General features: G+C 72.7%; 26 protein-coding genes. 16 read left to right on the forward strand and 10 right to left on the reverse strand.

The genetic code is table 11. The features are described from left to right. Window positions 1-57 precede the first annotated feature (57 nt). From FLW16_RS10600 to FLW16_RS10610, 3 genes are all read right to left on the reverse strand, one after another. A complete protein-coding gene (locus FLW16_RS10600) occupies window positions 58-774 on the reverse strand; it encodes a MerR family transcriptional regulator (RefSeq protein ID WP_142559798.1) in 717 nt (238 codons plus the stop codon). A 75-nt stretch (window positions 775-849) separates the two neighbouring features. Continuing rightward, window positions 850-2,127: an APC family permease gene (locus FLW16_RS10605; RefSeq protein WP_142559799.1), complete on the reverse strand. Its 1,278-nt coding sequence runs from the start codon at window positions 2,125-2,127 to the stop codon at window positions 850-852. 50 nt (window positions 2,128-2,177) lie between these two features. Then, window positions 2,178-2,852, reverse strand: coding sequence for a pyridoxal 5'-phosphate synthase (locus tag FLW16_RS10610; protein ID WP_260615146.1), 675 nt, complete (start codon window positions 2,850-2,852; stop codon window positions 2,178-2,180). Window positions 2,853-2,951: 99 nt separating this feature from the next. Here FLW16_RS10610 and FLW16_RS10615 point away from each other — a divergent pair, with 99 nt between their 5' ends. Both FLW16_RS10615 and FLW16_RS10620 read left to right on the forward strand, forming a co-directional pair. Next, entirely contained in the window at window positions 2,952-3,722 is a 771-nt protein-coding gene (locus FLW16_RS10615) for an ArsR family transcriptional regulator (protein WP_142559800.1), read from the forward strand. Window positions 3,723-3,724: 2 nt separating this feature from the next. Further along, a complete protein-coding gene (locus FLW16_RS10620) occupies window positions 3,725-4,105 on the forward strand; it encodes a VOC family protein (protein WP_142559801.1) in 381 nt (126 codons plus the stop codon). 122 nt (window positions 4,106-4,227) lie between these two features. Here FLW16_RS10620 and FLW16_RS10625 read toward each other — a convergent pair whose 3' ends face one another. The 3 genes from FLW16_RS10625 to FLW16_RS10635 all read right to left on the reverse strand — a co-directional run bounded on the left by FLW16_RS10625 (window position 4,228) and on the right by FLW16_RS10635 (window position 7,016). After that, complete coding sequence (locus FLW16_RS10625) at window positions 4,228-5,472, reverse strand: RNA polymerase sigma factor (RefSeq protein ID WP_142559802.1); 1,245 nt, start codon at window positions 5,470-5,472, stop codon at window positions 4,228-4,230. Continuing rightward, window positions 5,469-5,882 (reverse strand): YciI family protein, encoded by a 414-nt coding sequence (locus FLW16_RS10630; RefSeq protein WP_260615155.1) that lies wholly within the window; start codon window positions 5,880-5,882, stop codon window positions 5,469-5,471. Before FLW16_RS10630 ends, FLW16_RS10625 begins: the two co-directional genes overlap by 4 nt. Before the next feature lie 339 nt (window positions 5,883-6,221). Beyond that, window positions 6,222-7,016 carry an SDR family NAD(P)-dependent oxidoreductase gene (locus FLW16_RS10635; protein ID WP_142559804.1) on the reverse strand — a complete coding sequence of 265 codons (795 nt, stop codon included), beginning with the start codon at window positions 7,014-7,016 and terminating at the stop codon, window positions 6,222-6,224. Between the two features lie 85 nt (window positions 7,017-7,101). Between FLW16_RS10635 and FLW16_RS10640 the strand changes: the two genes are divergently transcribed. Both FLW16_RS10640 and FLW16_RS43560 read left to right on the forward strand, forming a co-directional pair. Continuing rightward, window positions 7,102-7,953, forward strand: coding sequence for a helix-turn-helix transcriptional regulator (locus FLW16_RS10640; protein ID WP_142559805.1), 852 nt, complete (start codon window positions 7,102-7,104; stop codon window positions 7,951-7,953). 133 nt (window positions 7,954-8,086) lie between these two features. Next, a complete protein-coding gene (locus tag FLW16_RS43560) occupies window positions 8,087-8,254 on the forward strand; it encodes a hypothetical protein (protein WP_185949352.1) in 168 nt (55 codons plus the stop codon). 68 nt (window positions 8,255-8,322) lie between these two features. Here FLW16_RS43560 and FLW16_RS10645 read toward each other — a convergent pair whose 3' ends face one another. Continuing rightward, window positions 8,323-8,874: a TetR/AcrR family transcriptional regulator gene (locus tag FLW16_RS10645; RefSeq protein WP_142559806.1), complete on the reverse strand. Its 552-nt coding sequence runs from the start codon at window positions 8,872-8,874 to the stop codon at window positions 8,323-8,325. Window positions 8,875-8,967: 93 nt separating this feature from the next. Between FLW16_RS10645 and FLW16_RS10650 the strand changes: the two genes are divergently transcribed. Together FLW16_RS10650 and FLW16_RS10655 are read left to right on the forward strand one after the other, a co-directional pair. Continuing rightward, entirely contained in the window at window positions 8,968-9,708 is a 741-nt protein-coding gene (locus FLW16_RS10650) for an SDR family oxidoreductase (protein WP_142559807.1), read from the forward strand. A 46-nt stretch (window positions 9,709-9,754) separates the two neighbouring features. Next, window positions 9,755-9,934, forward strand: a complete 180-nt coding sequence (locus FLW16_RS10655; RefSeq protein WP_142559808.1) for a DUF3099 domain-containing protein — start codon at window positions 9,755-9,757, stop codon at window positions 9,932-9,934. A gap of 32 nt (window positions 9,935-9,966) precedes the next feature. Here the strand turns inward: FLW16_RS10655 and FLW16_RS10660 are convergent, their stop codons facing one another. Further along, on the reverse strand, window positions 9,967-10,845 hold the full coding sequence (locus FLW16_RS10660; protein ID WP_142559809.1) for an alpha/beta fold hydrolase: 879 nt from the start codon (window positions 10,843-10,845) through the stop codon (window positions 9,967-9,969). A gap of 135 nt (window positions 10,846-10,980) precedes the next feature. Here FLW16_RS10660 and FLW16_RS10665 point away from each other — a divergent pair, with 135 nt between their 5' ends. Next, window positions 10,981-12,969 (forward strand): AfsR/SARP family transcriptional regulator, encoded by a 1,989-nt coding sequence (locus tag FLW16_RS10665; protein WP_142559810.1) that lies wholly within the window; start codon window positions 10,981-10,983, stop codon window positions 12,967-12,969. A gap of 152 nt (window positions 12,970-13,121) precedes the next feature. On the opposite strand, the gene FLW16_RS10670 is transcribed toward FLW16_RS10665, so the two are convergent. Continuing rightward, on the reverse strand, window positions 13,122-14,024 hold the full coding sequence (locus FLW16_RS10670; RefSeq protein ID WP_142559892.1) for a pentapeptide repeat-containing protein: 903 nt from the start codon (window positions 14,022-14,024) through the stop codon (window positions 13,122-13,124). 504 nt (window positions 14,025-14,528) lie between these two features. Then, window positions 14,529-15,506 carry a cell wall metabolism sensor histidine kinase WalK gene (locus FLW16_RS10680; RefSeq protein ID WP_142559811.1) on the reverse strand — a complete coding sequence of 326 codons (978 nt, stop codon included), beginning with the start codon at window positions 15,504-15,506 and terminating at the stop codon, window positions 14,529-14,531. A gap of 648 nt (window positions 15,507-16,154) precedes the next feature. On the opposite strand from FLW16_RS10680, the gene FLW16_RS43565 reads away from it, so the two are divergent. From FLW16_RS43565 to FLW16_RS10720, 9 genes are all read left to right on the forward strand, one after another. Continuing rightward, window positions 16,155-16,301 (forward strand): hypothetical protein, encoded by a 147-nt coding sequence (locus tag FLW16_RS43565; RefSeq protein WP_185949353.1) that lies wholly within the window; start codon window positions 16,155-16,157, stop codon window positions 16,299-16,301. Between the two features lie 74 nt (window positions 16,302-16,375). Next, a complete protein-coding gene (locus tag FLW16_RS10685) occupies window positions 16,376-17,710 on the forward strand; it encodes a cell wall metabolism sensor histidine kinase WalK (RefSeq protein ID WP_142559812.1) in 1,335 nt (444 codons plus the stop codon). Beyond that, a complete protein-coding gene (locus tag FLW16_RS10690) occupies window positions 17,703-17,927 on the forward strand; it encodes a DUF998 domain-containing protein (RefSeq protein ID WP_221890999.1) in 225 nt (74 codons plus the stop codon). Before FLW16_RS10685 ends, FLW16_RS10690 begins: the two co-directional genes overlap by 8 nt. A gap of 29 nt (window positions 17,928-17,956) precedes the next feature. Further along, complete coding sequence (gene sigJ / locus FLW16_RS10695; protein ID WP_142559813.1) at window positions 17,957-18,847, forward strand: RNA polymerase sigma factor SigJ; 891 nt, start codon at window positions 17,957-17,959, stop codon at window positions 18,845-18,847. Window positions 18,848-19,037: 190 nt separating this feature from the next. Beyond that, on the forward strand, window positions 19,038-19,955 hold the full coding sequence (locus FLW16_RS10700) for an NADP-dependent oxidoreductase (RefSeq protein ID WP_142559814.1): 918 nt from the start codon (window positions 19,038-19,040) through the stop codon (window positions 19,953-19,955). Window positions 19,956-20,232: 277 nt separating this feature from the next. Further along, window positions 20,233-20,862 carry a TetR/AcrR family transcriptional regulator gene (locus FLW16_RS10705; RefSeq protein ID WP_142559815.1) on the forward strand — a complete coding sequence of 210 codons (630 nt, stop codon included), beginning with the start codon at window positions 20,233-20,235 and terminating at the stop codon, window positions 20,860-20,862. Window positions 20,863-21,245: 383 nt separating this feature from the next. Then, window positions 21,246-21,908, forward strand: coding sequence for a DUF998 domain-containing protein (locus tag FLW16_RS10710; protein WP_142559816.1), 663 nt, complete (start codon window positions 21,246-21,248; stop codon window positions 21,906-21,908). A 48-nt stretch (window positions 21,909-21,956) separates the two neighbouring features. Continuing rightward, window positions 21,957-22,328: a YciI family protein gene (locus FLW16_RS10715; RefSeq protein WP_142559817.1), complete on the forward strand. Its 372-nt coding sequence runs from the start codon at window positions 21,957-21,959 to the stop codon at window positions 22,326-22,328. 71 nt (window positions 22,329-22,399) lie between these two features. Next, entirely contained in the window at window positions 22,400-23,662 is a 1,263-nt protein-coding gene (locus FLW16_RS10720) for an RNA polymerase sigma factor (RefSeq protein WP_142559818.1), read from the forward strand. The last annotated feature ends 62 nt before the right edge of the window (window positions 23,663-23,724 follow it).

A 23,724-nucleotide genomic window follows, 5' to 3' on the forward strand; every position in this document is an offset into this window, starting at 1 on the left:
GTAGCACTATAGATGTATAGATGTTAAAGCGACCGTAAGGATCACTGGAAAGGTGTGTCAGCGCGCCGCGGCGCCGGTGACGTACTCGTGCAGGCGGGCCGATCCTTCGAGCATTGCGACGGCCGTGGTGGCGAGGGCGGCGCCGCGTTCGGCGAGGGCGGCGCGCAGCGCCTCGGTGCTGCCGGTGCGGCGCAGGCCGTCGAGCACGTCCCCGATCCGCGTCAGCGGATACCGTCCCTGCCGGAGCATGTGGATCATGCGGGCGTCGCGGACCTCGGCCGGGCCGTACCACCGGTAGCCTGTGCCGGGCTCGCGCCGCGGGGTCAGCAGCCCGGCGGCCTCCCACACCCGCAGCGCGGAGGCGCGTACGCCGAGGAGGGCGGCCATCTCCCCGATGCGCAGGGGGGACTGCGGCGCGGCCGGGCCGCCGGGGTCCTGCCCGGCCACCGCTTCGAGCGCCTCCCCCGTCGCCCGCAGGGCGAGCCGCTGCTGGTGCAGCGCCGCGTGGCAGGCGTCCACGAGGGCGAGTGCGCCCGCCAGGTCGCCGTCGTGCACGGCCAGCATGATCGTACGGGCGGCCTCCCAGCCGTATCCCTTGGCCAGCGCCCGGTAGGCGAGCAGGGCCTCGCGGTGCCGCGTGTCGAACCTGCGGTAGCCGGCGGCCGTCCGCTCGGCAGGCGGGAGGATCCCCGCGTCGGCGTAGTTGCGGATCTGCTGGGTGGAGACCCCTGCCTCCCGCGCCAGATCGACCGGGCGCAGCGCCCTGTGACTCACCTGTGGCTCACCGGACTTGAGGCTTCGGGTCGCATCCGCTCATGGTAATCGCCTGCGAGTCTCAAGTGCCGCTCGTCAGGTGACGGCCCGGCGCAGGGCGTAGACGGCGGCGCCGGCCGCCAGCACGGCGGCACCGGAGACCACCGAGGACATCGGCAGGGCGAAGGCCAGGATCAGGCACCCGGCCAGGCCGACGGCGGGCACGGCACGCGGCGGCCGTCCCTCATCGGGGCCGAGGGTCCAGGCACTGGCGTTGGCGACGGCGTAGTAGACCAGCACGCCGAAGGAGGAGAACCCGATCGCGCCACGCAGGTCCGCGGTCGCGGCCAGGATCGCCACAACCGCGCCGACGGCCAGCTCGGCGCGGTGGGGCACCCTGAAACGCGGATGGACGGCGGCGAGCGCGTGCGGCAGGTGCCGGTCGCGTGCCATCGCCAGCGTGGTGCGGGACACCCCGAGGATCAGCGCGAGCAGGGAGCCGGTCGCGGCGAGCGCGGCGCCCGCCCGTACGACCGGGGCCAGGCCGGGATGCCCGGCCTCCCGCACGACGGCGGCCAGGGGTGCGACCGCGTCGCCCAGCGCCGCGCCGCCCAGCACGGCGAGGGCGGACACCGCGACCGCCGCGTAGACGACCAGGGTGAGCCCGAGCGCGAGCGGAATCGCGCGGGGGATGGTCCGCGCCGGGTCGCGCACCTCCTCGCCGAGAGTGGCGATGCGGGCGTAACCGGCGAAGGCGAAGAACAGCAGACCCGCCGCCTGCACCACCCCGCCCGCGGTGGCGTCGGCGCCCACGTCCAGCCTCCCCGGGTCCGCGGCGCCGGAGGTCAGGCCCGCGACCACCACGGCGGCCAGCACCGTGAGGACCACCCCGACGATGACCCGGGTGAGCCAGGCGCTCTTGTGGATCCCCGCGTAGTTGACCGCGGTCAGCGCCACCACGGCCGCGACCGCCACCGCGTGGGCCTGCTCCGGCCAGACGTAGGAGCCGACGGTCAGCGCCATCGCCGCACACGAGGCGATCTTGCCGACCACGAACGCCCACCCCGCCAGGTAGCCCCAGAAGTCCCCCAGCCGCTCCCGTCCGTATACATAGGTGCCGCCGGAGGCGGGGTAGCGCGCGGCCAGCCGGGCCGAGGAGGTCGCGTTGCAGTAGGCGACCACCGCGGCCGCCGCCAGCCCGAGCAGCAGTCCGGACCCGGCCGCCCGCGCCGCCGGCGACAGGGCGGCGAAGATCCCCGCGCCGATCATCGATCCCAGCCCGATGACCACGGCGTCGGCCAGGCCCAGCCGGCGCTTCAGCGGCCCCTCCCCTGCCCGGGCCGGTGTGCCCACGGCGACCTCCAATCCCGACATCGATCACCGTACTTTCCGGCCGAGGGTGCGGGCCGGCCAGGCGTTCCGTCTCAGGGCCACAGGCGATGCCGCGCCCAGGCGGCCTCCTCGCGCGTGTAGCGCAGGCGGGTGTGCCGGCGGTCGCGATCGGCCTGCCAGAACTCGACCTCTTCGGCGCGCACGCCGTACACGGTCCATCCCGGCGCGACCACCCCGGGGTCGGCCTCGATCGCGGCGTGGGCCGCGCGGAGTGCGGTTTCGAGGTCGGAGGGGTCGTCCAGGACCTGCGACTGGCGGCCGGTCAGCGCGTCGGCGCGCGCACCGGGGGAACGCGCGAGGAAGTCGGCCGCGCCGCGCTCGGCGTCCGCCGGGACGGCCGTGCCCCGCACCCGGATCTGACGGCCCTGCTCGGGCCAGTGGAAGCACAGCGCGGCGTACGGAGTGGCGGCCAGCTCCCGGCCCTTGCGGCTGCCCGCGCTCGTGGCGAAGTACCAGGTGCCGTCCGCCGCGAGGTCCTTGCAGATCAGCACGCGGGAGGACGGCCGTCCGCGGCTGTCGGCGGTCGCCAGCGACATCGCATGCGGTTCACGCACCCCGGCCTCGACGGCCGAGGTCAGCCATTCCACGAACAGGGCGACCGGGTCGGACGGCGCGGCGTCGACGTCGAACCCCGGCAGTTCGGTGTCGAAGACCGCAAGCCCCCGCAACAGATCACGAATCGACCCCACTGCTACCTTCTCCCCCACGATCACTCCTCCGCTTCGTCGCCATGCTCGCCACCGCGAGCCCGGCACCCATTCGGGGAACGATGTTCCATCGAACGGGTTTGATGTATTGTCCAGGTCATGGCGTCGTCCGAGCAAGCCCTTCCGGCGTTCGTGCGCCTGGCCGCCCACACGCTGCGCTGGCGGCTGTTGACCGAGCTCGCGGCGGGCGACCTGCGGGTCCGTGAGCTGACGACGCTGGTCGGAGCGCCGCAGAACCTCGTCTCCTACCACCTGCGGCTGCTGCGCGACGGCGGCCTGGTCACCTCCACACGCAGCAGCCGCGACCGCCGCGACAGCTATTACCGGCTCAACCTGGACCGCTGCGCCCAGGCCCTCGCAGGCGCCGGGGCCGCCCTGCATCCCGCACTACGCGGCGTCCCCGAGCCGCCGGCGCCGCCGCGGTGGCCCCGTCTCTCGGTGCTGTTCGCCTGCACGGGAAACAGCGCCCGCTCACCGATCGCCGAAGCTCTGCTGCGCCATCACACCGCCGGTCGCGTGACCGTGACCAGCGCCGGCAGCCGGCCGGCGGCGCGGGTGCACCCGCACGCCGTACGCGTGCTGCGCGAGCAGTACGGCATCGACATCGCCGACCGGCGGCCCCGCCATCTGGACACCCTGCGCGGTCGCCGGTTCGATTACGTCGTCACCCTGTGCGACAAGGTCCGCGAAGCCTGCCCCGAGTTCGGCGACCACGCGCGGCGGATCCACTGGAGCACCCCCGACCCGGCTGCGGCGGGCCGATCGGAGCAGGACATCCATGCCGCGCTCTGCCGAGCGGCGGCGGACATCGACACGCGCGTCCGTTACCTACTGCCCGTCCTGGCTCAGACTCCGGAGGCACACTCATGACGGTGACCGATCACTACGCCGGCGTCCGCTACCTCGTCGACGACGTCCAGGCGGCCGTCGGCTTCTACACCACCCATCTCGGCTTCACCCTGAACAGCAGCGCCGCACCCGCCTTCGCCGACGTGGTACGCGGGCCGCTGCGGCTGCTGCTGTCCGGACCCGCAAGCTCCGGCGCCCGCGCCACACCCGCCGAGGCAGGCGGCGCGGGCCGCAACCGCATCCAGCTGGTCGTCGACGACCTGGACGCCGAGATCGGCCGGCTGCGCGCCGCGGGCCTGTCGTTCCATGGCGAGGTGGTCACCGGTCCCGGCGGCCGGCAGATCCTGCTCCCCGACCCCGCCGGCAATCTCGTCGAACTGTTCCAGCCCGCCGATCGGTCCTGACCTCGGCCGGCCAGGCTGGTCGCGTGACACGGATCGCCGGTCGCCGGACGAAGCGTTTACCCGCGCCGCCGCGCAGGAGGCGGAGGTGACCCCGCCCGAGGACGCCGGACCTCACCGGCTCGTCAGGCGTCGTCACCCAGATGGGCGGCGCGGGCGTTGAGGTAGCGCCGGCGCGGCAGGCTCGCCGCCCGCCGGGCCGCCGCAAGGTAGGCCTCGCGTGCCGCCGCCCGCTCTCCTGCCATCTCCAGCAGGTGCGCGCGCACCGCGGGCAGGCGGTGGTCGCGGGCGAGCCGTTCGTCGCCCTCCAGCCCGTCGAGCAGGACCAGCCCCGCCCGCGGGCCCCGGCTCATCGCCACCGCGACCGCCTGGTTCAGCAGCGTCACGGGGTTGTCCGACATCCCCGTCAGCACCTCGTACAGTGCGGCGATCTGCGGCCAGTCGGTCGCCTCCGCGCTCGGCGCCTCGTCGTGCAGGGCGGCGATCGCCGCCTGGACCTGGTAGGGCCCGGGCGCGCCCCGCGCCAGGGCCGCGTCGACCAGCGCCACGCCCTCGGCGATGCGGGCGGCGTCCCAGAGGGTGCGGTCCTGCTCGGCCATGGGGATCGGTGTGCCGTCCGGGGCGGTGCGCGCGGCGCGGCGCGCGTCGGTGAGCAGCATGAGCGCGAGCAGCCCGGCCGCCTCGCCGTCGTCCGGCAGCAGCCGGTGGACGATGCGGGCCAGCCGGATCGCCTCGGCCGTCAGATCCTCCCGGCGAAGCCCGGCCTCCCCGGCGTACCCCTCGGTGAAGACCAGGTAGAGCACGTGGAGGACGGCACGCAGCCGCGCGTCGCGGTCGGCTCCCCCGGGCATGCCGAACGGGAGGCCGCTGTCCCTGATGCGCTGCTTGGCCCGGGTGATGCGGCGGGTCATGGCCGCCTCCGGCACCAGGAACGCCCGGGCGATCTGCGCGGTGGTCAGGCCGCCGACCGCGCGGAGGGTGAGGGCGATCTGCGAGGCGGGCGACAGCGCGGGATGGCAGCACATGAACAGCAGGATCAGCGTGTCGTCGGACCCGGTCGTGGACGCGTCCGCGGCGGGCGCGAGCCGCCACTCGGGAAGCACCCGCCTGCCGGCGGCCTCCTCCCGCTCGCGCCGGGCCTGCTCGGCGCGCAGCAGGTCGGTGAGCCTGCGGGCGGCTACGGTGACGAGCCAGCCCAGCGGGTTGTCCGGCAGGCCGTCCTCCGGCCAGCGGACGGCGGCGGTGAGCAGCGCCTCCTGCACGGCGTCCTCGGCGGTGTCGAAGTGGCCGTACCGTCGCACGACCGCGCCGAGGACCCGCGGCGCCAGGCCGCGCAGCAGGTCCTCGGCCTCGCCGCGAGGCGTCGTCACAGCTCCAGCTCGGCCTGCGACTCGGCGATCGGGCGCACGTCCACGTACCACTCGTGCGCCAGGGCCGCGTCCTCGGGATGCGGGGTGTGCGCCAGGCGCGCGGCGATCTGCGTCGCCCGGTCGAAGCTGTCGCACTCGACGATCGTGTAGCCCGCCAGGACCTCCTCAGTCTCGGCGTACGGGCCGTCGGTGACGACGGGGACGCCCTCACGCAGCCGGATCCTGCGGGCGTGGACGGGGGCGGTCAGGCCCTGGGCGTCGACGAACTCCCCCGACTTCACCAGGTCGTCGTTCCACTCCGTCATGAACGCGTGCATGGCCGCGGCGTCCTCCGCCGACCACGCGGGCCCGTGCCCCGGCCGTCCCGCCAGGACGTCGTAGTCCTGCTGCGAGCCGTACAGCATGATCATGTACTTCACGGTTCGTTCCTTTCCGGCGGGCGTCTTCCGCACCGCTTCACCAAGGACGTCGAAGCCGGCCCCCGGATCCGGACACATCCGTGAGCACGAAAGACCGTCCGGCCACTGTGCCCGAGCGGCCGCGGGCCCTGTCAAGCGAGGGAACGCCGGGAAAGTTTCACGCGCGGGCATGGAGGCCGCGCCCCGGAGCAGCGCGCGCTCCCCCGCCGGGCGGTACGCGGACGCGAGCCGTTGGCGCGCGCGGCGGCGGGCGCTGCTGGGCGGCCCTTACGGGGTGACGGCTTGGTGCCGAGAGGGTGGGCGCCGGCGGGTGGTGCGGGGCTGTCCTGGTCAGGCGCCGGCGCCGCCGTCGACCGGCAGGATCGCGCCGGTCACGTACGAGGCGCGGTCGCTGAGCAGCCACGCGGCCGCCTCGGCGATCTGCCGGGGCTCGCCCATCTGACCGAGCGGGATCGACTTGGTCATCTGCTCGACGATGCCGGGAGTCGCCGCCTCCCAGGTGTCGATCATCTCCGTGGCGGTGCCGCCGGGGGTGATGCCGTTGACCCGGATACGGTCACCGGCCCAGTTCACCGCGGCGGTCTCGGTAAGGCTGTTGAGCGCGCGCTTCATGGCGCCGTAGGCGGGCAGGGCCGGGTTCGCGCGGCGGCTGCCGATGCTGGAAGTGTTGACGATCGCCCCGCCGCCGTTCTTCCGCATGAGAGCGGCCTCGGCGTTCATGGCGGTCCAGTGCGCGCGGAAGTTCACGGCGAACTGCTCGTCGATGTCCTCGTCGCTGGTGGTGTGGACGGGGCCGAACTGCTTCTGGGGGACCGCGCCGTTGTTGAAGGCGCCGTCCAGCCGTCCGTGCAGCTTTTCGACCTGGTCGACGGCGGCGCGGATGCTCGCGCTGTCGGCGAGGTCCAGGGTGACGGCGTCGGCGGTACCGCCGACGGCGCGGATCTCCTTCACGATGGTCTGGAGGGCGTCGGTGCTGCGCGCGGCGAGCACGACGGCGGCGCCCTCGGAGGCGAAGAGCCGGGCCGCGGCCGCCCCGATGCCGCGGCTGGCGCCGGTGATGAAGATGACCTTGCCGGTGAGCAGGCCGACGGGTGCGATCTCAGTGGTGTTCGTGTTGTTCGTCATGGCAACAGCGTCCGGCCGGCCGCCGGCCGGATACAGGCACAACCAGTACTACGATCCATCGCCTGGCGGCGCGCACACTGGGCGTATGGACAAACAGGCACTCGGGGCATTCCTCCGAAGCCGCCGCGAGCGGCTCCGCCCGCAGGACGTCGGCCTTCCCTCCGGCCCGCGACGCCGCACACCAGGTCTGCGCCGCGAGGAAGTGGCGGTCCTCGCGCACATCTCGACCGAGTACTACAACCGCCTGGAGCAGGGCAGGGCGCCACGCCCCTCGGGCGACGTCCTGGCCGCGATCGCCGGCGCGCTGCGGCTCACCGACGCCGAGTCCGGCCACCTCCACGTCCTCGCCGGCACCGCGCCGAACCGCACCGGACTGCACCGGCGCGACGTCCGCCCCAGCATCCTCGCGCTCCTCGAACGAATGCCGCAGACAGCCGGCTTCGTGATGTCCGCCGCGTGCGAGGTCCTCGCCTGGAACAACCTCGCGGCCGCGCTCATGGAGGACTTCGGCCCGCTCACCCCCGAGGACCGCAACCTCGCCCGCCGGGCCTTTCCCGGACCGCAGTACGCCGATGGGACGCTCTACGGGATCTCCGACGCCGCCGACTTCCGGCTGGGCATCGTGATGCAGCTCCACACCACCCTCGCCCGCTACCCCACCGATCCCGCGGTGAGCGGCCTCGTCGGCGAACTCCGCGACACCAGCCCCGACTTCGCCCGGCTCTGGGAACGGCACGACGTACAGCCTGTACCGACGCTCACCAAGACCTTCCGCCACCCGGCCGTCGGCGAGGTCACCGTCGACTGCGACACCCTCACCCTCACCGACCGCGACCAGCACCTCGTGCTCTACAGCGCACCGCCAGGATCCCCCGGCGCCGAGACGCTGGCTCTTCTGAACGTCCTCGGCGCCCAGGCGAGAGACTATCTGCACTAGCGCCGCAGCCGACCCCGACGGACACCGCCGCCGGCAGGGTGACGTACTGATTTTCTCGGCCGTGGTCTCCTCGGCCGGCACCGCCACCGACGGTGTCCGCTTCGAACGCGGCCGACGTCTTCCGGGGGCGGGCATGGCGGAGTCCATCGGCATCAGGCGGCTCGTCCGAGGCCGGCGAGGGTGGTCACCATCGACGCGCACACACGCGCCGTACCCCGCCTTCGGCGACGCGTGCCTGAACGGCCAGGTCGACGCCTTCCTCACCACCGGGACGCTCCCGCCTGCCGACGTCGCCTGCTGACCCCCGTCGACACGGCTGGGCCCATGCCGGGGGGACAGCGGACGAGGTCGCGAAGACGGCGTCGTGGACTATTCGCGGCGGCGCATGCCGTCGAGGACGATGTGGAGCAGGTGCCGTGCCCTGGCATCCCACTCGTCAGGGTCGAGGCGGGTCAGATAGCCGACGAGGAGGATGACGTCACGGGCGTCGATGTCCGGGCGGATGGTCCCGTCGGCCTTACCGGAATCGAGGAGAGTGGTCAGCGCGTCGCCGATCGGGCCGAGGCTATGCGCGGACAGGTCCTGCCACACCGCCGCTTCGACCGCCGTGAACACTCCGCGTTTGACGCGGGCGTACTCGACGAGCCGGTCGAACCAGCGAGCCAGCGCGGTGAGCGGCTCGTGCTCGGCGAGCAGCGCCGGGGCGGCCGCCACGAGTTCGCCGACGTCCTCCCGGTAGACCTCGGCGAGCAGGTGATCGAGGGTCGGGAAGTGACGGTAGAGGGTGCCCTGGCCGACCCCCGCCTGTTTGGCGATCGCGTTCAGCTTGATCTCGCCCGCGTCTCCGATCATCGCCCGTGCGACCCGGATGATCCGGGCGCGATTGTCGGCGGCGTCGGCCCGGCGGCGGGTTGAGTCCATCGTTCCCCTTCTGGGCGGATGGCTAAGCGGACATGTGTCCGGTAATGTGAGAGCTAACCGGACACATGTCCACTTTAGTCGAAGGGGTTCCTCATGACGGGCATCGCCGACAAGGTCGTCGTCATCACCGGAGCGAGCAGCGGTATCGGTGAGGCCACGGCGCGCCTACTCGCCGAGCGCGGCGCGGCCGTCGTCCTGGGGGCGCGCCGGGCACAGCGCCTGGACGACATCGCCCGGGACCTCCGCGACCGCGGTGGACGTGCCGTCACCTGCGCCGCGGACGTCGCCCGGCGCGAGGATCTCGAACGACTCGTCGATCGGGCCATGACGGAGTTCGGCCGGCTGGACGTGCTGGTGAGCAACGCCGGAGTCGCCAGAATCGGTCCCGTGGCCGACCTCGACGTCGACGGCTGGTCGGCGATGATCGACGTCAACCTCCGTGGTGTGCTCAACGGCGTCGCCGCCGCACTGCCGGTGTTCCGGCGGCAGGGCCGCGGCCACCTGGTGACCACGGTGTCGACGGCCGGCCTGAAGATCGTCCCCACGCAGGCGGTCTACGCCGCGACCAAGAACGCCGTCCGCACGCTCCTGGAAGGGCTGCGGCAGGAGTCGACCGACGGCGTGCTGCGGACGACGGCGGTGTCGCCGGGCTTCGTCCGCACCGGCCTCGCCGACTCGGTCGACGATCCGCACGTCCGCGAACAGACCCGCCGCGCCATGGACGAGTTCGGCATCGCGCCCGAAGCCGTCGCCCGCGTCGTCGCCTTCGCGATCGAACAGCCTCACGACGTCGAGATCGGCGAGATCACCATCCGCCCGACCGTCCAGGGCTGACCCGGGCCGAAGGGCGGTGCTCTGGCGTGGAAATAGGCTGAACACCGTGCAGCGTCGCAAGCGGACGTACCTGATCATGATGACAACGTGCCTCACGCTGTTCGTCCTGGCCGGAACGGTCGTGCGGGAGCTCTCGCCCGTGGCCGCTCTGGTGATGGCCGCGGTGGCGTTGGTGATCCCGCCGTTCGCCGTCATCATCGCCAACCGCAGTAACCGTCGCGACTGACCGGGGGGCCGATCCCGGCACCGGCGCCGCGATCAGCGGGTGAGCAGGGCGCGCAGGGCCCCGGCGACGCCGGCCGGGTCCTCCTCGGCCATGAAGTGCCCGCATCTCACCGTCGTGTGCACCAGGTCGGGGGCCCAGGCGCCCCACAGCGACTCGGCGTCGTACCCGAGGGCGGCCCCCCAGTCCTGCTGGAGCACGGTCATCGGCATCGGCAGCCGGTTCCCCGCCTCCCGGTCCGCCTGGTCGTGGTCCACGTCGATCCCCGCCGACGCGCGGTAGTCCGCCACGATCGAGGGCACCGCCGCACGGCAGGCGTCGAGGTAGGCGGCGCGTACCTCGGCGGGGATCGCCTCGCGGTCGAGGGTCCAGACGTCGAGGAAGTGGCCGAAGAAGGCGTCCGCGCTCGCACCGATCATCTGCTCGGGCAGGCCGGGCGGCTGGGCCATCAGGTACAGGTGGAATCCGACGGCGGCGCCCGCGCCGTGCATCACCTCCCACATGTCCAGCGTGGGCAGCACGTCGAGGCACGCCAGGTGGCTGATCGAGGCCGGGTGGTCGAGCCCGGCGCGGAAGGCGACCAGCGCGCCGCGGTCGTGCCCGGCCAGCGCGAACCGCTCATGTCCCAGCGCCCGCGCCAGGGCGACGACGTCGGCGGCCATCGTGCGCTTGGAATAGGTCTCGCGACCGGCCTCGGCCGGCTTGTCGCTGGCGCCGTAGCCGCGCAGGTCGGGACAGATCACGGTGTGGTCGGCGGCCAGGTCGGCGGCGACGTGCCGCCACATCAGGTGGGTCTGGGGGAAGCCGTGCAGCAGCACGATCGGGCTCCCCGACCCGGCGACGGCGGCGTTCAGCGACACACCGTCGGCGACCGGCACGCGAAGATAGTCGAAACCGGGAAGGACAGGCGCCATCACGCGCCCCCTTTCTGTGCGGGATCAGATGCCCCCAGACTGCCGGGCGTGAATGAGCATCCGGTCAGCGCGCTACCGTGACAAGGGCCGCGGCGGTTGCTTTGACCTGGGTGTACGCGCGGAAAGGGGCCGCAGGTGGGGATCGCGTTCGGAGTGCTGGGGCCGGTGACGGCCTGGGACGGCACCGGCGGCGCGATCGCCCTGAAGGGGCCGCGGCACCGCGCGGTGCTGGCCCGGCTGATCGTCGCCCGCGGCCGCGTCGTCCCGGTCACCCGCCTGGTCGACGACCTGTGGGACGAACCGCCGGCGGGCGCGGTCGGCGCCGTGCGGACGTTCGTGGCGGCGCTGCGCCGAGCGCTGGAACCCGACCGGCCGCCCCGCACCCCCGCGCGGCTGCTGGTCACCGAGGGACCGGGGTACGCGCTGCGGGCCGGCGCCGACACGGTGGACGCCTGGCGCTTCGAACACGCGGTGGCCGCCGCCGCAGATCTGTCCCCCGAAGAGGGGCTCGGACGGCTGGAGGAGGCGCTGGGGTGGTGGCGCGGCCCCGCCTACGCGGAGTTCGCCGACCAGGACTGGGCCCGCGCCGAGCGCTCCCGCCTGGCCGAGCTCCGGCTGCACGCGGTCGAGCGTCACGCGGAGATGCGGCTGGCCCTGGGGCGGGCGGCCGAGGCGGTGCCCGACCTGGACGCGCACGCGGCCGGGCACCCCTGGCGCGAGGAGGCCTGGCGGCTGCTCGCACTTGCTCTGTACCGCAGCGGGCGGCAGGGCGACGCGCTCGCCGTGCTGCGCCGGGCGCGGGCGCTGCTGGTGGACGAGCTGGGAGTGGACCCGGGCCCGGGACTGCGCCGCCTGGAGATCGACATCCTGCGCCAGGCCGATCATCTCGACTCCCCGATGCGCGGCGCGGCCGAACGGGTGTGGGCCGAGGCGACCGCCGCGTACGATCGCGCGGTCGCCTCCGGGGCGCGGGCACGCCTTGAGTCGACGGCAGGGCTGCTGCGCGATCTCGCCGTCACCGGAGGCGGCGGCCTGCGGGCGGCGCGCGAGCACCGCGTGGCCGCCGTCGAGGCGGCCGAGGAACTGGGCGACGCGGAGCTGACCGCCAGGGTGATCGGCGCCTTCGACGTCCCTGCCATCTGGACCCGGTCCGACGACCCCGGGCAGGCGGCGCGCATCGTGGCGGCGGCCGGGCGCACGCTGGCCGCGCTGGCCGCCGGTCACGAGCCCACCGGTCACGAGGCGGCCCGGGCCCGCCTGCTGGCCACGATCGCGCTGGAGTCGCGCGGCGACCGCTCCGGCCACGGGCCGCGGGCGGCTCGGCAGGCCGAGGAGATCGCCCGCCGCCTGAACGACCCCGCGCTGCTGGCGTTCGCGCTGAGCGGCCGGTTCATGCAGACCTTCTATCGAACGGGCCTGGCCGCCCGCCGCGACGAGATCGGCGCCGAACTGGTGGATCTGTCCGCCCGGCACGGTCTGGTCAACTTCGAGGTGCTCGGGCACCTCATCCGGATGCAGGCCAGGTCGGCGCTCGCGGACTTCACGGCCGCCGACGCCCACGCCGTCGAGGCCGAGCGCCTGGCCGTACGGCACGAGCGACCCCTCGTGGGCGTGTTCACCGCGTGGTATCGGGCGCTGCGCCTGGACGCGGCCGGGCAGGCGCCGGTGGAGGAGGTCGAGGCCGCCTACCGGGAGGCCGCCGCCCGGCTTCACGGCGCCGGCATGCCCGGCATGGAGCGCGGCCTGCTGCCGCTCGCGGTGCTGTGCCTGCGCCTGCGGCACGGGCAGCCCCCGCCCGACGTCGAACATGCCGATTGGGGGCCGTACGCGCCGTGGGCCCGGCCTCTGGTGCTGCTGGCACGCGACCGTCGCGCAGAGGCGGCCGAGGCGCTGCGCGCGCTGCCCGAGCCGCCGCGCGACCTGCTGACGGAGGCCCTGTGGTGCCTCGCCGCCCGGGCGGCCCTCACGCTCGGGGACCGCGCGACGATGGAACGCGCCTACGCCGCGCTGCTGCCCGCGGCGGGCGAGCTGGCCGGGGCGGGCAGCGGCGTGCTGACGCTCGGCCCGGTGTCCGCGCATCTGGACGACCTCGCCGCCGTCATCCATGGGAACGAGGACAAGTGACACCGGGCACGAGCCGCAACGGGCGGCCCATGTGCCTCGGAGAGGCCCGGAGGAGGCCCCGGGGAGACGTGGCACATCCGCGAACAGGCCCGGGGCTCGCCGCCCGCCTCGCCCGGCGGCAGCAGCAACTTCTGGCCGCCGGCGAGGAGTCTCTATCCGCGCCCGCGGCGGGGGCGCGGGCGCCGGGTGGAGGCCCTGCCCGCCGCGGCGGCCGGGGCCGGGCGGGCCGCCGGGCCCGACCAGTGCGGCGGACGGGTGAGGGCCGGGGGCAGCCTCGTGGCGTCGTCTCCCCTGGCCGCGTTCACCTGGACCTGGGTGAGGAAGACGCTCCCCGTGAGGTCGGCGCCGCCGAGGTCGGCCCCGCGCAGATCGGCCCCGATGAGGTCCGCGCCGCGCAGATCGGCCCCGCGTAGATCCGCCCCGATGAGGTAGGCGCCCCTCAGGTTGGCTCCGCGCAGGTCGGCCTTCCTGAGCCGGGCGCCGATGAGGTCGGCTCCCCTGCGGTCGGCCGCACGGCCCCCGGCGGACGCCCGCACCAGCTCGCTCGTCCGCAGCAGCAGCACGTTGACCTTCTCGCGGTGGGCGGCGACGTCCACGCCCAGCAGGTCGTCGGGAGTGCCCATGGTCAGGCGTTCGGTCTCCTCGAACGCGCCGCGCAGCTCGGCGTGGATCGGGCGGGTCACCGGCAGGGACATCGCCTCGTCCAGGTACCACAGCAGCTCGTGCAGGTGCCGTACGACGGGGAAGACCTCGAACATCCGCGCCGCGGTCCCCGGATCATCCCGCCAGCTGCGCCCGAAGGTGACCTGCGAGACCTTCTGCCCCGCGCCGAAGCAGTCGTAGACGGTGCAGCCGGAAAAGCCGCTTTCCCGCAGACGCGAATGGATGCCGCAGCGGAAGTCGTCCCGCAGGTTGGGGCACGGCCGCCCGGCGTCCTTGCTGATCGCGAAGTCGGCCGAGGCGGCGAAGGGCAGCGCGATACAGCACAGGCCGAAGCAGTTCGCGCAGTCGGCCCGCAGGCCGGTCCGTCCGCCGCCGGAGTCGGCCGGGGCCATGCCGCGGGCGTCCCCGCGGTCGTGCGTGTCGGGCAACGTGCCTGATCTCCTCGTGTTCCGTGGGCGCGGCCGCTCGCCGTCCCGGGCCCAGTTAGAACGTATCCCACCCCCCGAGCGCCGGGCGCCAGCCCCGCATCACCGGTTATCGCATGCATGAGAAGCGCCGCGCGATCACCGCCGCGTACGCGGATCGACCCGTCCCGGACTGGCCGGTCCGGCCGCGGGCGTCGCCTGGCATTCCCCGGCTGACGGAAGCCCGCGGCGAAGTTCGCCAGATCGCGGCGGCGCGAGGCTGCCGGCCACACCGCCCAGGTGCGCCGGATCAGGGGATGGCCGGCCAGGGCCGACAAGGCGACGGCCGGAGGGAGCGGCTGCGACCACTTCGGCGGCGCCAGTGCGAAAGCCCTGCCCGCGCTCACGGCGGCGAGCTTGACCTCCGTGATCAGCGCCTGACGGTCCGAGCAGGTCGGGCGGCAGCGCGCCCTGACGTCAGGGCCGTGCGGATCACGCGCGGCGGTCCGACGAGAGCGGCATCCGCAGGACGAAACACGCTCCGCCGCATACGGACTCCTCGACGTGGAGGCTGCCGTGGTGCGCGGAGGCGATGCCGCGAGCGACGGCCAGGCCGAGGCCGGCGCCTCCCCGAGCCCGGCTACGGGCGGCGTCCAACCGCACGAAGCGGTAGAAGATCCGCTCGCGGTCGGCCAAGGGGACACCCTCTCCGTCGTCGGCGACCGTCAACTCGGCACCGTCCCCCGCGCGACGCAGGCCGATCCGTATCGTGCGGACGGCGTGTCGCCGGGCGTTGTCGAGCAGGTTGCCGAGCATCCGGAGGATCTGCTCGGGGTCACCGTCGACGATCACGGCGGGGTCGAGCCCGAGATGGACGTCGTGCCCGTCCATCTGCCGGGCGGCCTCCGCCCGGACCAGCGCCGTGAGGTTCACCCGCTCCGCTCTCCCGGGGCCGGCACCCAGGCGGGTCAGGAGGAGCAGGTCGGTGACGATGCCCTGCACCCGGTCGAGGTCGCGCAGCATGTGGCCGAGGAGGTCGTCCAGATCGGTCTCGCCCGGATGCAGCTGCGCCTCCTCCAACCGCATGCGCAGTGCGGCGATGGGGGTGCACAGCTCGTGAGAGGCGTCGGCGGCGAACTGCCGCTGCCGTTCCCGGGCGCGTTCGGCGCGATCGTCGGCCTCGCGCAGCCGCTCCAACGTCCTGTTGACGGCCCTGGCGAGGCGGGCGATCTCCTCGCCCCCGTCTGTCTCGGCGACCCGGGTGTTCGCCTCCTTGAGGTTGATGGCGTCCAGTTCGAGGCGGATGGACGCCACCGCCCGCAGTGACCTGTCCCCCGCTCGCCCCGCATTCAAGGCCGCGGGGACTCCGATCAGGAGGGCGTCGGCGACCCGCCCGGCGCGGATCCTGCGGCATAGGCAGCCGGCGAGTGCCCGTACGTGCCCGTTGCCGCCGCGAAAGGTCGCTGTCATGACCGCGCTCCTGCTCACCACTAGTCGTACTGTCGGGGAGTCGAGTTCGCGGCCCGGAGATGCGGGCCGTCGAGCGCGGTGTCGCCCGGTGTGGTGTCGGCCCTCCCTCACCCCGGTGTGGTCGCGTCCGCGCGGGTTGCCGTCGGATGATCCCGGCGGAGGATTGGACGATTTCGTCCAGTCTGTGGTGATATGTCCGGAGTTGTCAAGACCGTTCCTCCGGCATGGCTCCGGTGGGGCTCCCACATCCGAAGGTGGGGTTGTCACATGGCCGTTCGAGGGCCGAGGAAGGATTCTCCGAGGCTCACCGCGCGCGGCGCGGCCACTCGCGAGCGCATCGTCGCGACCACCGCTGACCTCATATTCCGACAGGGGTGGCGGCGACGACCCTCGATAAGGTCCGCAACTCGACCAGGTGCGCTCGATGCGGGATCTCGAGAGGTGGCGCGACTCGCTCGTGACGGGCCGCCGGGAGTGCGACGAGCCCCTGCAAGTGCCCTATCGGCGCTCCGGCCGACGAGCTCGCCGGCCGCTGCGACGACGACGCCCGCCAGTCCCCGGCCGCCGTCCTCGCCAGGTGGCAGGGACTGCTCGCATGCGGGAGAGCGGCGAGCTCGACCCGGCACGGATCCCGGCGAACTCGCCGTCGTGGCCATCGCCGCCCTGCAGGGCGGCTACCTGTTCGCCGACATGCAGGACGAACGACACTCCGTGGTCGCCCTCGACGTGGCACTGGACCAGGTGAAAGCCCTGGTCAGCACCCCTGTCGCCAATTTGACACAATCGGGCAACTAGCCCAAAGTGGACGAAATCGTCCACTTTGGCCTTGGTGGTGACCCACCGGGTGCGGCAGGAGAATGGTGGGGCCGATGCCGTCTCTGCACTCGATGCAGGCGCGCTACACGACAGTGGCGACGACGTTGTTGCTCCTGCTCACGATCCTGGGCGGTGCGAGCCTGGACCTGGCGATCCGATACAGAGTCGAAGACCAGGTGTTCTTCGACGCCGAGCAGGTCGCCGCCCAATGGAGCGCGCAGGTGCGCGGCGGCGCGCTGCCGCGCACCGCCTCCGTCACCGGCACCGTCACCGGCACCGTCGACCTCGTCCAGGTGGTGGACGCGCAGGGCAGGGTCGTGGACGCCAGCCCGGACGCGACGGGGCGGCCACGGCTGAGCACGCTCCGGCCCCCGCCCCACGACCGGCTCCAGCGGCGCGTGGAGTGCGACCCGGGCGAGCGGTGCGTCCTGCTCATGGCCAACCGCGTGTCGCCGGCCCCCGACGCCCCCGTCGTCTACGCCGGAACGGTCGAGCCGCCCCTTATCGCGACACACCGCCTCGAATACCTCATCGCCGGGGCCGCACTCCTCATCGTCCTGTCGGGCGGCCGCCTGATGTGGTCGATCATCGGCCGGGCGCTCCGCCCGGCAGAGCAGCAGTGCCGGCTCGCCTCCGTCACCTCCCACGAGCTCAGGACACCGATCGCCGGGCTGCGGCTGCAACTGGAGGAAGCGCTGCTCCACCCCGATCACGTCGATCCCCGCGACACCATCCGGGGAGCGCTGTCGGCCACCGGCCGCCTGGAGGCGATCGTGCAGGACCTGCTGACGATGACCAGACTAAGCGGCGGCCGACCGGCACCGCACGAGCCGATCGACCTCACCGCACTGGTCTCCCAGGAGACGGACGCTCACCCCGGCGGCACCCCGGTCGAGCTCTACACGGCCGGAGACGTGTGGGTGCAGGGCTCGCGGATCCAGCTGATCCGGCTGGTGGGCAACCTGCTGAGCAACGCGCGGCGCCACGCGGCGACGGGCGTCACGGTCTGGGTCGGGTCCGCCGACGGCCAGGCGGTTCTCGCAGTGACCGACGACGGGAACGGCATCGCGCCCGCCGACCGCGAGCGGGTCTTCGAGCGATTCACCCGCCTGGACGAGGGGCGGCGCCGGGACGCCGGCGGCACCGGGCTGGGGCTTGCCATCGCCCGTGACATCGCCAGCGCCCATCGGGGAACCCTCCGGATCGAGAACTCCCCCCGCGGAGCGCGGTTCGTCCTCCGGCTGCCACTCCTCGACCGGAACACGACCGGCGAGCGGAATCTCCCGCAGCCAGGCGCGGTGCTCCCCCGGAAGCGCTGCCGGAAAAACCTTGGAACGAATCTCCGGAGGCGTGGCGATCCGGGGGCGTCCCGTTCGAGGAGTGGGTGAAGGGCCGGTACCCGGCTGGGTCCACATCGTCGACTTCGTACTGGCCGGGGCGATGACCATCGCCTTCGCCGTGGGGCTGCGCCGGGCCCAGGGCCGTGGCTGGGCCCCCGGCCTGCCGACCGCGTACGGCCTGAGCCTGCTGGCGGCCGGGGCCTTCCGCCCCGACCCCGCCGGCGACTTCCCCCGCGGCGTGCCGTGCTCGGCTTACTACGCTTGATTCGCAGGTTGGGGGAGGTCGCGATCTGTATGGGCGACGAGAACGCGCCTGGACAGGCTGAGCATGAGGACATGTTCGGAGCCGAGTGGGAGAGGCACCGGCCCGCGGTTTTCGGCGTGGCCTACCGGCTGCTGGGCAGTGTGGCCGATGCCGAGGACGTGACCCAGGACGTGTGGCTGCGGGCGGCCGGAACAGATCTGCAGGACATCGATGATTTGCGGGCCTGGCTGGTGACGGTGGCCGCACGGCGGTCGTACGACATTCTCAAGAGTGCCCGTTTCCGCCGGGAGACCTATGTCGGGCCGTGGCTGCCGGAACCGCTGCTGACGGGGCCGGACGCATCCGAGCCGGTCCTCGTCGATGAGTCCGTCGGCTCGGCGATGCTCCTGATCATGGAGGAGCTGAGCCCGCCGGAGCGGGTGGCCTTCGTCCTGCACGATGTCTTCGGTCTCGAGTTCGTCCGGATTGCCGAAGTGCTTGATGTCTCCGTGCCGGGTGCCCGGCAGTTGGCCTCGCGGGCGCGGCGGCGGGTGGCCAACGCGAAGCAGTCTTCGCCGCAGGCGTCGAAGGCGGAGCGTGAACGTGTGCTGGCGGCCTTTCGCGCCGCCTATGAGGCCGGGGATCTGGCCGGCCTGGTCAGGCTGCTGCACCCCGACGCCGTCTACGTCACCGATGGCGGCGGCAAGGTCGCCGCGATGCGCAAGCCCGTCTACGGTGGTGAACGCGTCGCTGAGGTGATGGTGCGCGTGGGCCGCCGGTGGCGTCCGGACCGCATCGACCTCGTCGAGGTCGGCGGCGAGCTCACCCTGGTGTGCCACCGGGAGGGCCGTGTCTACTCGGTGGACACGCTGCAGATCACAAACGGTCTGATCACCGCGTACCGCAGGGTCATCAACCCGGACAAGCTTTCTCACGTCTGAGCTGTCACAACCCGAGGGGTCACCTCGTCTCCCTGATGAGAACCCAAACGGGACAGACGAACGAACGCTCGTGAGCAGATGAGATCGACGACCGAGCGGATCAGCGGGCAGACGATCACCCGCGTTCGTCCGTCAGCGACACGCGCCCGTCGATGCACCGAAGAGACAAATGACCGAGGAGACAATTCCCATGAAAGCGATCGTGGTGACGGACCAGGCTGCGGGAACGGCCGGGATGACGCTGGTGGAGCGGCCCGAGCCGCCGGCAGCGATAAACGACGTCGTCGTTGAGGTTCATGCGTCGGGATTCGTCCCGACTGAGATGGCGTGGCCCTCGACCTGGACCGATCGCCGCGACCGTGACCGAACACCGTCGATCCCTGGGCACGAGCTGGCCGGATTGGTCACCGCCCTCGGCTATGGCACGACGGGGCTGTCGGTGGGACAACGGGTGTTCGGCCTCACGGACTGGCATCGCGACGGCACCCTGGCGGAGTATGTGGCCGTCGAGGCACGCAACCTCGCGCCGCTCCCGGGCGACGTCGACTTCACGGTGGGCGCGAGCCTGCCGATTTCGGGGCTGACCGCGTGGCAGGGACTGTTCGAGCACGGCCGCCTTCAGGTGGGGCAGAGCGTGCTCGTTCACGGTGCGGCCGGCGCAGTCGGGTCGATGGTGACGCAGCTCGCGCGTGAGTTCGGCGCGTACGTCATCGGCACCGGACGCGCTGCCGACCGTCAGAAGGCGCTCGACTTCGGCGCGATGGAGTTCGTCGACCTTGAGAACGACGCGCTGGAGGACGTCGGCGGTGTCGATCTGGTTTTCGATGTCATCGGCGGAGACATCCAGAAGCGGTCCGCGGGTCTGGTTCGAGCCGGAGGAACGCTGGTGTCCGTTGTCGGGCCGCCCGAGGCGCGGCCTGTGGAGGGCCTGGCGGTCGACTTCGTTGTCGAGGCCGATCGTGCCCAACTGGGTGAGATCGTCCGGCGGGTGCGCGACGGACGGCTGCGGACGAACATCGGCACCATCGCAACCCTCGACGATGCCGTCGCCGCCTTGAATCCGACCGGGCGGACCAAGGGGAAGACGATCATCCGCGTTCGTCCGTGAGGACTCGGGATGAGAGGGAACCGCACCGGCCACTGCAGGAGCTACTGGCGAACACCTCGGCGGCTGTGACCGCCGGCTACCCCCGGGGACACCGACCTCGTGATCGAGGGCGGCCGCCCGAGGAGTCCCTCGCCAACATCATTTTCGAGCGCGGCGACGCCCAGGCCCACCCGTTGCCCTCCGGCCGCGAGGGAGCGCCCGATCGCAGTCCATAGGACGACCCGAGGCATGCGTGGGCTGGTTCGGTTCATATGCCCGCAGGTATAAGTTTGGCATCATGGCTGGTCGAGGGTCGGGGACAGATCCTCCGCGACGTACCGCGCGCGGCGCGGCTACTCGCGAACGCATCGTCGCGACCACCGCGGACTTGATGCACAGGCAAGGGGTCGCGGCGACAACTCTCGATCAGGTGGTGGGCACCTGCGGCGTCAGCAAGTCACAGCTGTATCACTACTTTCCCGACAAAGAGGCGCTGGTCGCCGAAGTGATCGCGGCGCAGGCGAACCGCGTGCTCTCCGATCAGAAGCAGATGCTTGAGCAGCTGCGCTCGATGCAGGAGCTCGAGAAGTGGCGTGACGCGCTGGTCGCAGGCCTGGGCGAGGGCGGCTACCGATGTCCGATCGGCTCACTGGCCAACGAGCTCGCCGGCCGCTCCGATTCTGCTCGCCGTAAGCTGTCGGGCGCTTTCCTCACGTGGACAGGCGATTTGGCGAGCGCCTTCGCTCGCTTGCAGGAAAGCGGTGAACTGGGCTCCGAGGTCGCCGCGGAGGACCTCGCCCTCGAGGTGGTCGCAGCTCTGCAGGGCGGATATCTGCTCGCGGAGACCATGCAGGACGAGCAGCCCTTCGTGCTCGCCCTCGACATGGCGCTGGGCTGGGTGAAGGCTCACGCGAGGGCGGATCGCTAGAAACGATCAGCGACAGGTCGTCCGGGTTGAGGGAATCCCGAAGCCTTCAGGACGCGATGAGATCGACCCGGTCTTCTCGACGGCCGCGTCATGACGGCCCACGTCCGGCCTGCCGTACCAGCTCACCGAGATCGATCGGCTGGTACCGCACCGGCTGATGGACGAGCGCCTTCGTTGGCGAACAACCGACGTTGGGCAGGCGAACCGCACGGGCCGGCGGGCGGCATCTTCTCCGCACCGGCCGGACGAGGCGCTCCGCAAGAAGCGCTGCCGGAAAAAATCTTGGAAAAAATCTCGGAGGCGTGTCGATCCGGGGTCGCCCCGTTCGAGGAGTGGGTGAAGGGCCGGTGAGGGACCGGCCCCGGCCGGAGGGAGAACCACCCATGACCACCGCCACCGCTGACGCCGGCACCGCCGCCCGCACCTGCGACCGCGAGACCAGTGTCACCCGCAGCCTGCTGGGGTACGGCGTGATCGCCGGCCCGGTCTACGTCGGGGTGTCGCTGACCGAGGCCCTGACCCGGGACGGCTTCGACCTGACCCGGCACGCCTGGAGCCTGCTCGCCAACGGCGACCTCGGCTGGATCCACATCGTCAACTTCGTGCTGGCCGGGGCGATGACCATCGCCTTCGCCGTTGGCCTGCGCCGGGCCCAGGGCCGTGGCTGGGCACCCCGCCTGCTGGCCGCGTACGGCCTGAGCCTGCTGGCGGCCGGGGCCTTCCGTGCCGACCCGGCCGGCGGCTTCCCCCGCGGCGTGCCGGCGGGCGAGGTGAGCTGGCACGGCGTCGCGCACCTGGCCTCCGGCGGCGTCGGGTTCGCCTGCCTGGTCGCGGCCTGCTTCGTCCTCGCCCGCCGCTTCGCCCGGCGCGGGCAGGCGGCCTGGGCATGGAGTTCGCGGGCGACCGGCGCGCTGTTCGCGGCCGGTTTCCTGGCCGTGGCCTCGGGGGCGGGCGCAGTCTGGGCCAACCTCGCCTTCACTGGCGCCGTGGTGCTCGGCTGGGCCTGGATCAGCGCCCTGGCCGTACACACCTACCGCAACGCCTGACCCGTCCCGAGTTCACCTGATAGATCATTGACCGGAAGGAGACGATCGATGCGTTACATGGTTCTGCTCAGGGCCGCCCAGCCCGACACCCCGCCGCCGGCCGACCTCATGGAGGCCATCGCCAAGCTCGGCCAGGAGGCGACCGTCGCCGGGGCGTTGCTCGACACCGCCGGGCTGGCGCCCAGCGCGTCCGCGGCGAGGGTGCGCATGGCCGAGGGAAGGCTCAGCGTGACCGACGGCCCGTTCACCGAGTCGAAGGAACTGATCAGCTACGCCCTGTACGACGTGCGGTCGAAGGAGGAGGCGGTCGAGTGGGCCGCGCGCTTCATGCGCCTGCACCGCGACCTGTGGGCGGGCTGGGAGGGCGAGGCCGAGGTGGTCAAGGTGCTCGGCCCCGAGGATTTCGCCCCGCCGGCCTGACCGTCCCCCGGATTGACCATCAATCGGCCTGACCATCCGACGGCCTGAGCCCCTGTGAGCTGAGCACTCCGATGACCGGCACCGAGGCGCTGCTCGCGGCGCACCGCGCGATCGAGGCGGTCTGGCGGATCGAGTCCGCCAGGCTCGTCGCGGGCCTGGCCCGCCTCGTCGACGATGTCGGGCTGGCCGAGGAACTCGCCCAGGACGCGCTGCTCATCGCGCTGGAGCAGTGGCCGGAGGCGGGCGTGCCGGACAACCCGGGCGCCTGGCTCATGGCCACCGCCAAGCACCGCGCGATCGACCACCTGCGGCGGCGCAGCCGCTACGAGCGCAAGCTCCAGGAGATCGGCCGTGACATCGAGAGCAGGCCGCAGCCGGACCCGGACACCGGCATGGACGACCACATCCGCGACGACATGCTGCGGCTCGTCTTCACCGCCTGCCATCCCGCGCTGACCACCGAGGCGCGCGTCGCGCTCACGCTGCGCCTGCTCGGCGGCCTGACCACCGGGGAGATCGCCCGGGCGTTCCTGGCCACCGAGCCGGCGGTGGCGCAGCGGATCGTCCGCGCCAAGCGCACCCTGGCCGCCAAAGGGGTCAGGTTCGAGATGCCCGCCCCCGACGACCTGGCCGGGCGGCTGGCCTCGGTGCTGGAAGTCGTCTACCTGATCTTCAACGAGGGCTACTCGGCCACGGCGGGAGACGACTGGACCCGCCCCGACCTCTGCCACGAGGCACTGCGCCTGGGCCGTCTCCTGGCGGGCCTGCTCCCCGGCGAACCTGAGGTGCACGGCCTGGCCGCGCTGATGGAGCTGCAGGCCTCCCGCCTGCGCGCCCGCACCGGACCGGACGGCGCGCCGGTCCTGCTCCCCGACCAGGATCGGCGCCTGTGGGACCGGCTCCTGATCCGCCGGGGGCTTGAGGCACTCGAGCGGGCCGAGTCGCTCGGCGGCGCCTTCGGCCCGTACGCCCTGCAGGCGGCCATCGCCGCCTGCCACGCCCGGGCCGCCCGCGCCGGCGACACCGACTGGGAGCGCGTCGCCGCCCTCTACCGGGTGCTCGCCCACGTCTCACCCTCCCCCGTGGTCGAACTGAACCGCGCCGTCGCGGTCGCGATGGCCGGCGACCCGGAACGCGGACTGGAGATCGCCGACGCCGTCGCCGGTGACAAGGCCCTGCGCGGCTACCCCCAACTGCCCGCCGTACGCGGCGACCTCCTGGCCCGGCTGGGCCGTACGGACGAGGCGCGGCGGGAGTTCGAACGGGCGGCGTCCCTGACCGGCAACGAGCGGGAGCGGGCCCTGTTCCTGGCCCGCGCCGCCGACTGCGGGTAGCCGATCTCCTTCCTGCTGCCCCTTCCTCTTCCACAGGCCATTGACAAAGAGAGTTTTTACGT

Origin of the sequence: Microbispora sp. KK1-11 (assembly GCF_006874435.1) — a bacterium.
Classification (GTDB): domain Bacteria; phylum Actinomycetota; class Actinomycetes; order Streptosporangiales; family Streptosporangiaceae; genus Microbispora; species Microbispora catharanthi.

Coding starts and splice junctions, on each gene's coding strand:
- FLW16_RS10640 (WP_142559805.1), top strand. CDS start 7,102: ATGGACAAACAGGCACTCGGGGCATTCCTCCGAAGCCGCCGCGAGCGG.
- FLW16_RS10685 (WP_142559812.1), top strand. CDS start 16,376: ATGCCGTCTCTGCACTCGATGCAGGCGCGCTACACGACAGTGGCGACG.
- FLW16_RS10660 (WP_142559809.1), bottom strand. CDS start 10,845: ATGGCGCCTGTCCTTCCCGGTTTCGACTATCTTCGCGTGCCGGTCGCC.
- FLW16_RS10705 (WP_142559815.1), top strand. CDS start 20,233: ATGGCTGGTCGAGGGTCGGGGACAGATCCTCCGCGACGTACCGCGCGC.
- FLW16_RS10680 (WP_142559811.1), bottom strand. CDS start 15,506: ATGACAGCGACCTTTCGCGGCGGCAACGGGCACGTACGGGCACTCGCC.
- sigJ (WP_142559813.1), top strand. CDS start 17,957: ATGGGCGACGAGAACGCGCCTGGACAGGCTGAGCATGAGGACATGTTC.
- FLW16_RS10650 (WP_142559807.1), top strand. CDS start 8,968: ATGACGGGCATCGCCGACAAGGTCGTCGTCATCACCGGAGCGAGCAGC.
- FLW16_RS43560 (WP_185949352.1), top strand. CDS start 8,087: ATGGCGGAGTCCATCGGCATCAGGCGGCTCGTCCGAGGCCGGCGAGGG.
- FLW16_RS10710 (WP_142559816.1), top strand. CDS start 21,246: ATGACCACCGCCACCGCTGACGCCGGCACCGCCGCCCGCACCTGCGAC.
- FLW16_RS10645 (WP_142559806.1), bottom strand. CDS start 8,874: ATGGACTCAACCCGCCGCCGGGCCGACGCCGCCGACAATCGCGCCCGG.
- FLW16_RS10615 (WP_142559800.1), top strand. CDS start 2,952: ATGGCGTCGTCCGAGCAAGCCCTTCCGGCGTTCGTGCGCCTGGCCGCC.
- FLW16_RS10700 (WP_142559814.1), top strand. CDS start 19,038: ATGAAAGCGATCGTGGTGACGGACCAGGCTGCGGGAACGGCCGGGATG.
- FLW16_RS10670 (WP_142559892.1), bottom strand. CDS start 14,024: ATGGCCCCGGCCGACTCCGGCGGCGGACGGACCGGCCTGCGGGCCGAC.
- FLW16_RS10720 (WP_142559818.1), top strand. CDS start 22,400: ATGACCGGCACCGAGGCGCTGCTCGCGGCGCACCGCGCGATCGAGGCG.
- FLW16_RS10630 (WP_260615155.1), bottom strand. CDS start 5,882: ATGATCATGCTGTACGGCTCGCAGCAGGACTACGACGTCCTGGCGGGA.
- FLW16_RS10605 (WP_142559799.1), bottom strand. CDS start 2,127: ATGTCGGGATTGGAGGTCGCCGTGGGCACACCGGCCCGGGCAGGGGAG.
- FLW16_RS10635 (WP_142559804.1), bottom strand. CDS start 7,016: ATGACGAACAACACGAACACCACTGAGATCGCACCCGTCGGCCTGCTC.
- FLW16_RS10715 (WP_142559817.1), top strand. CDS start 21,957: ATGCGTTACATGGTTCTGCTCAGGGCCGCCCAGCCCGACACCCCGCCG.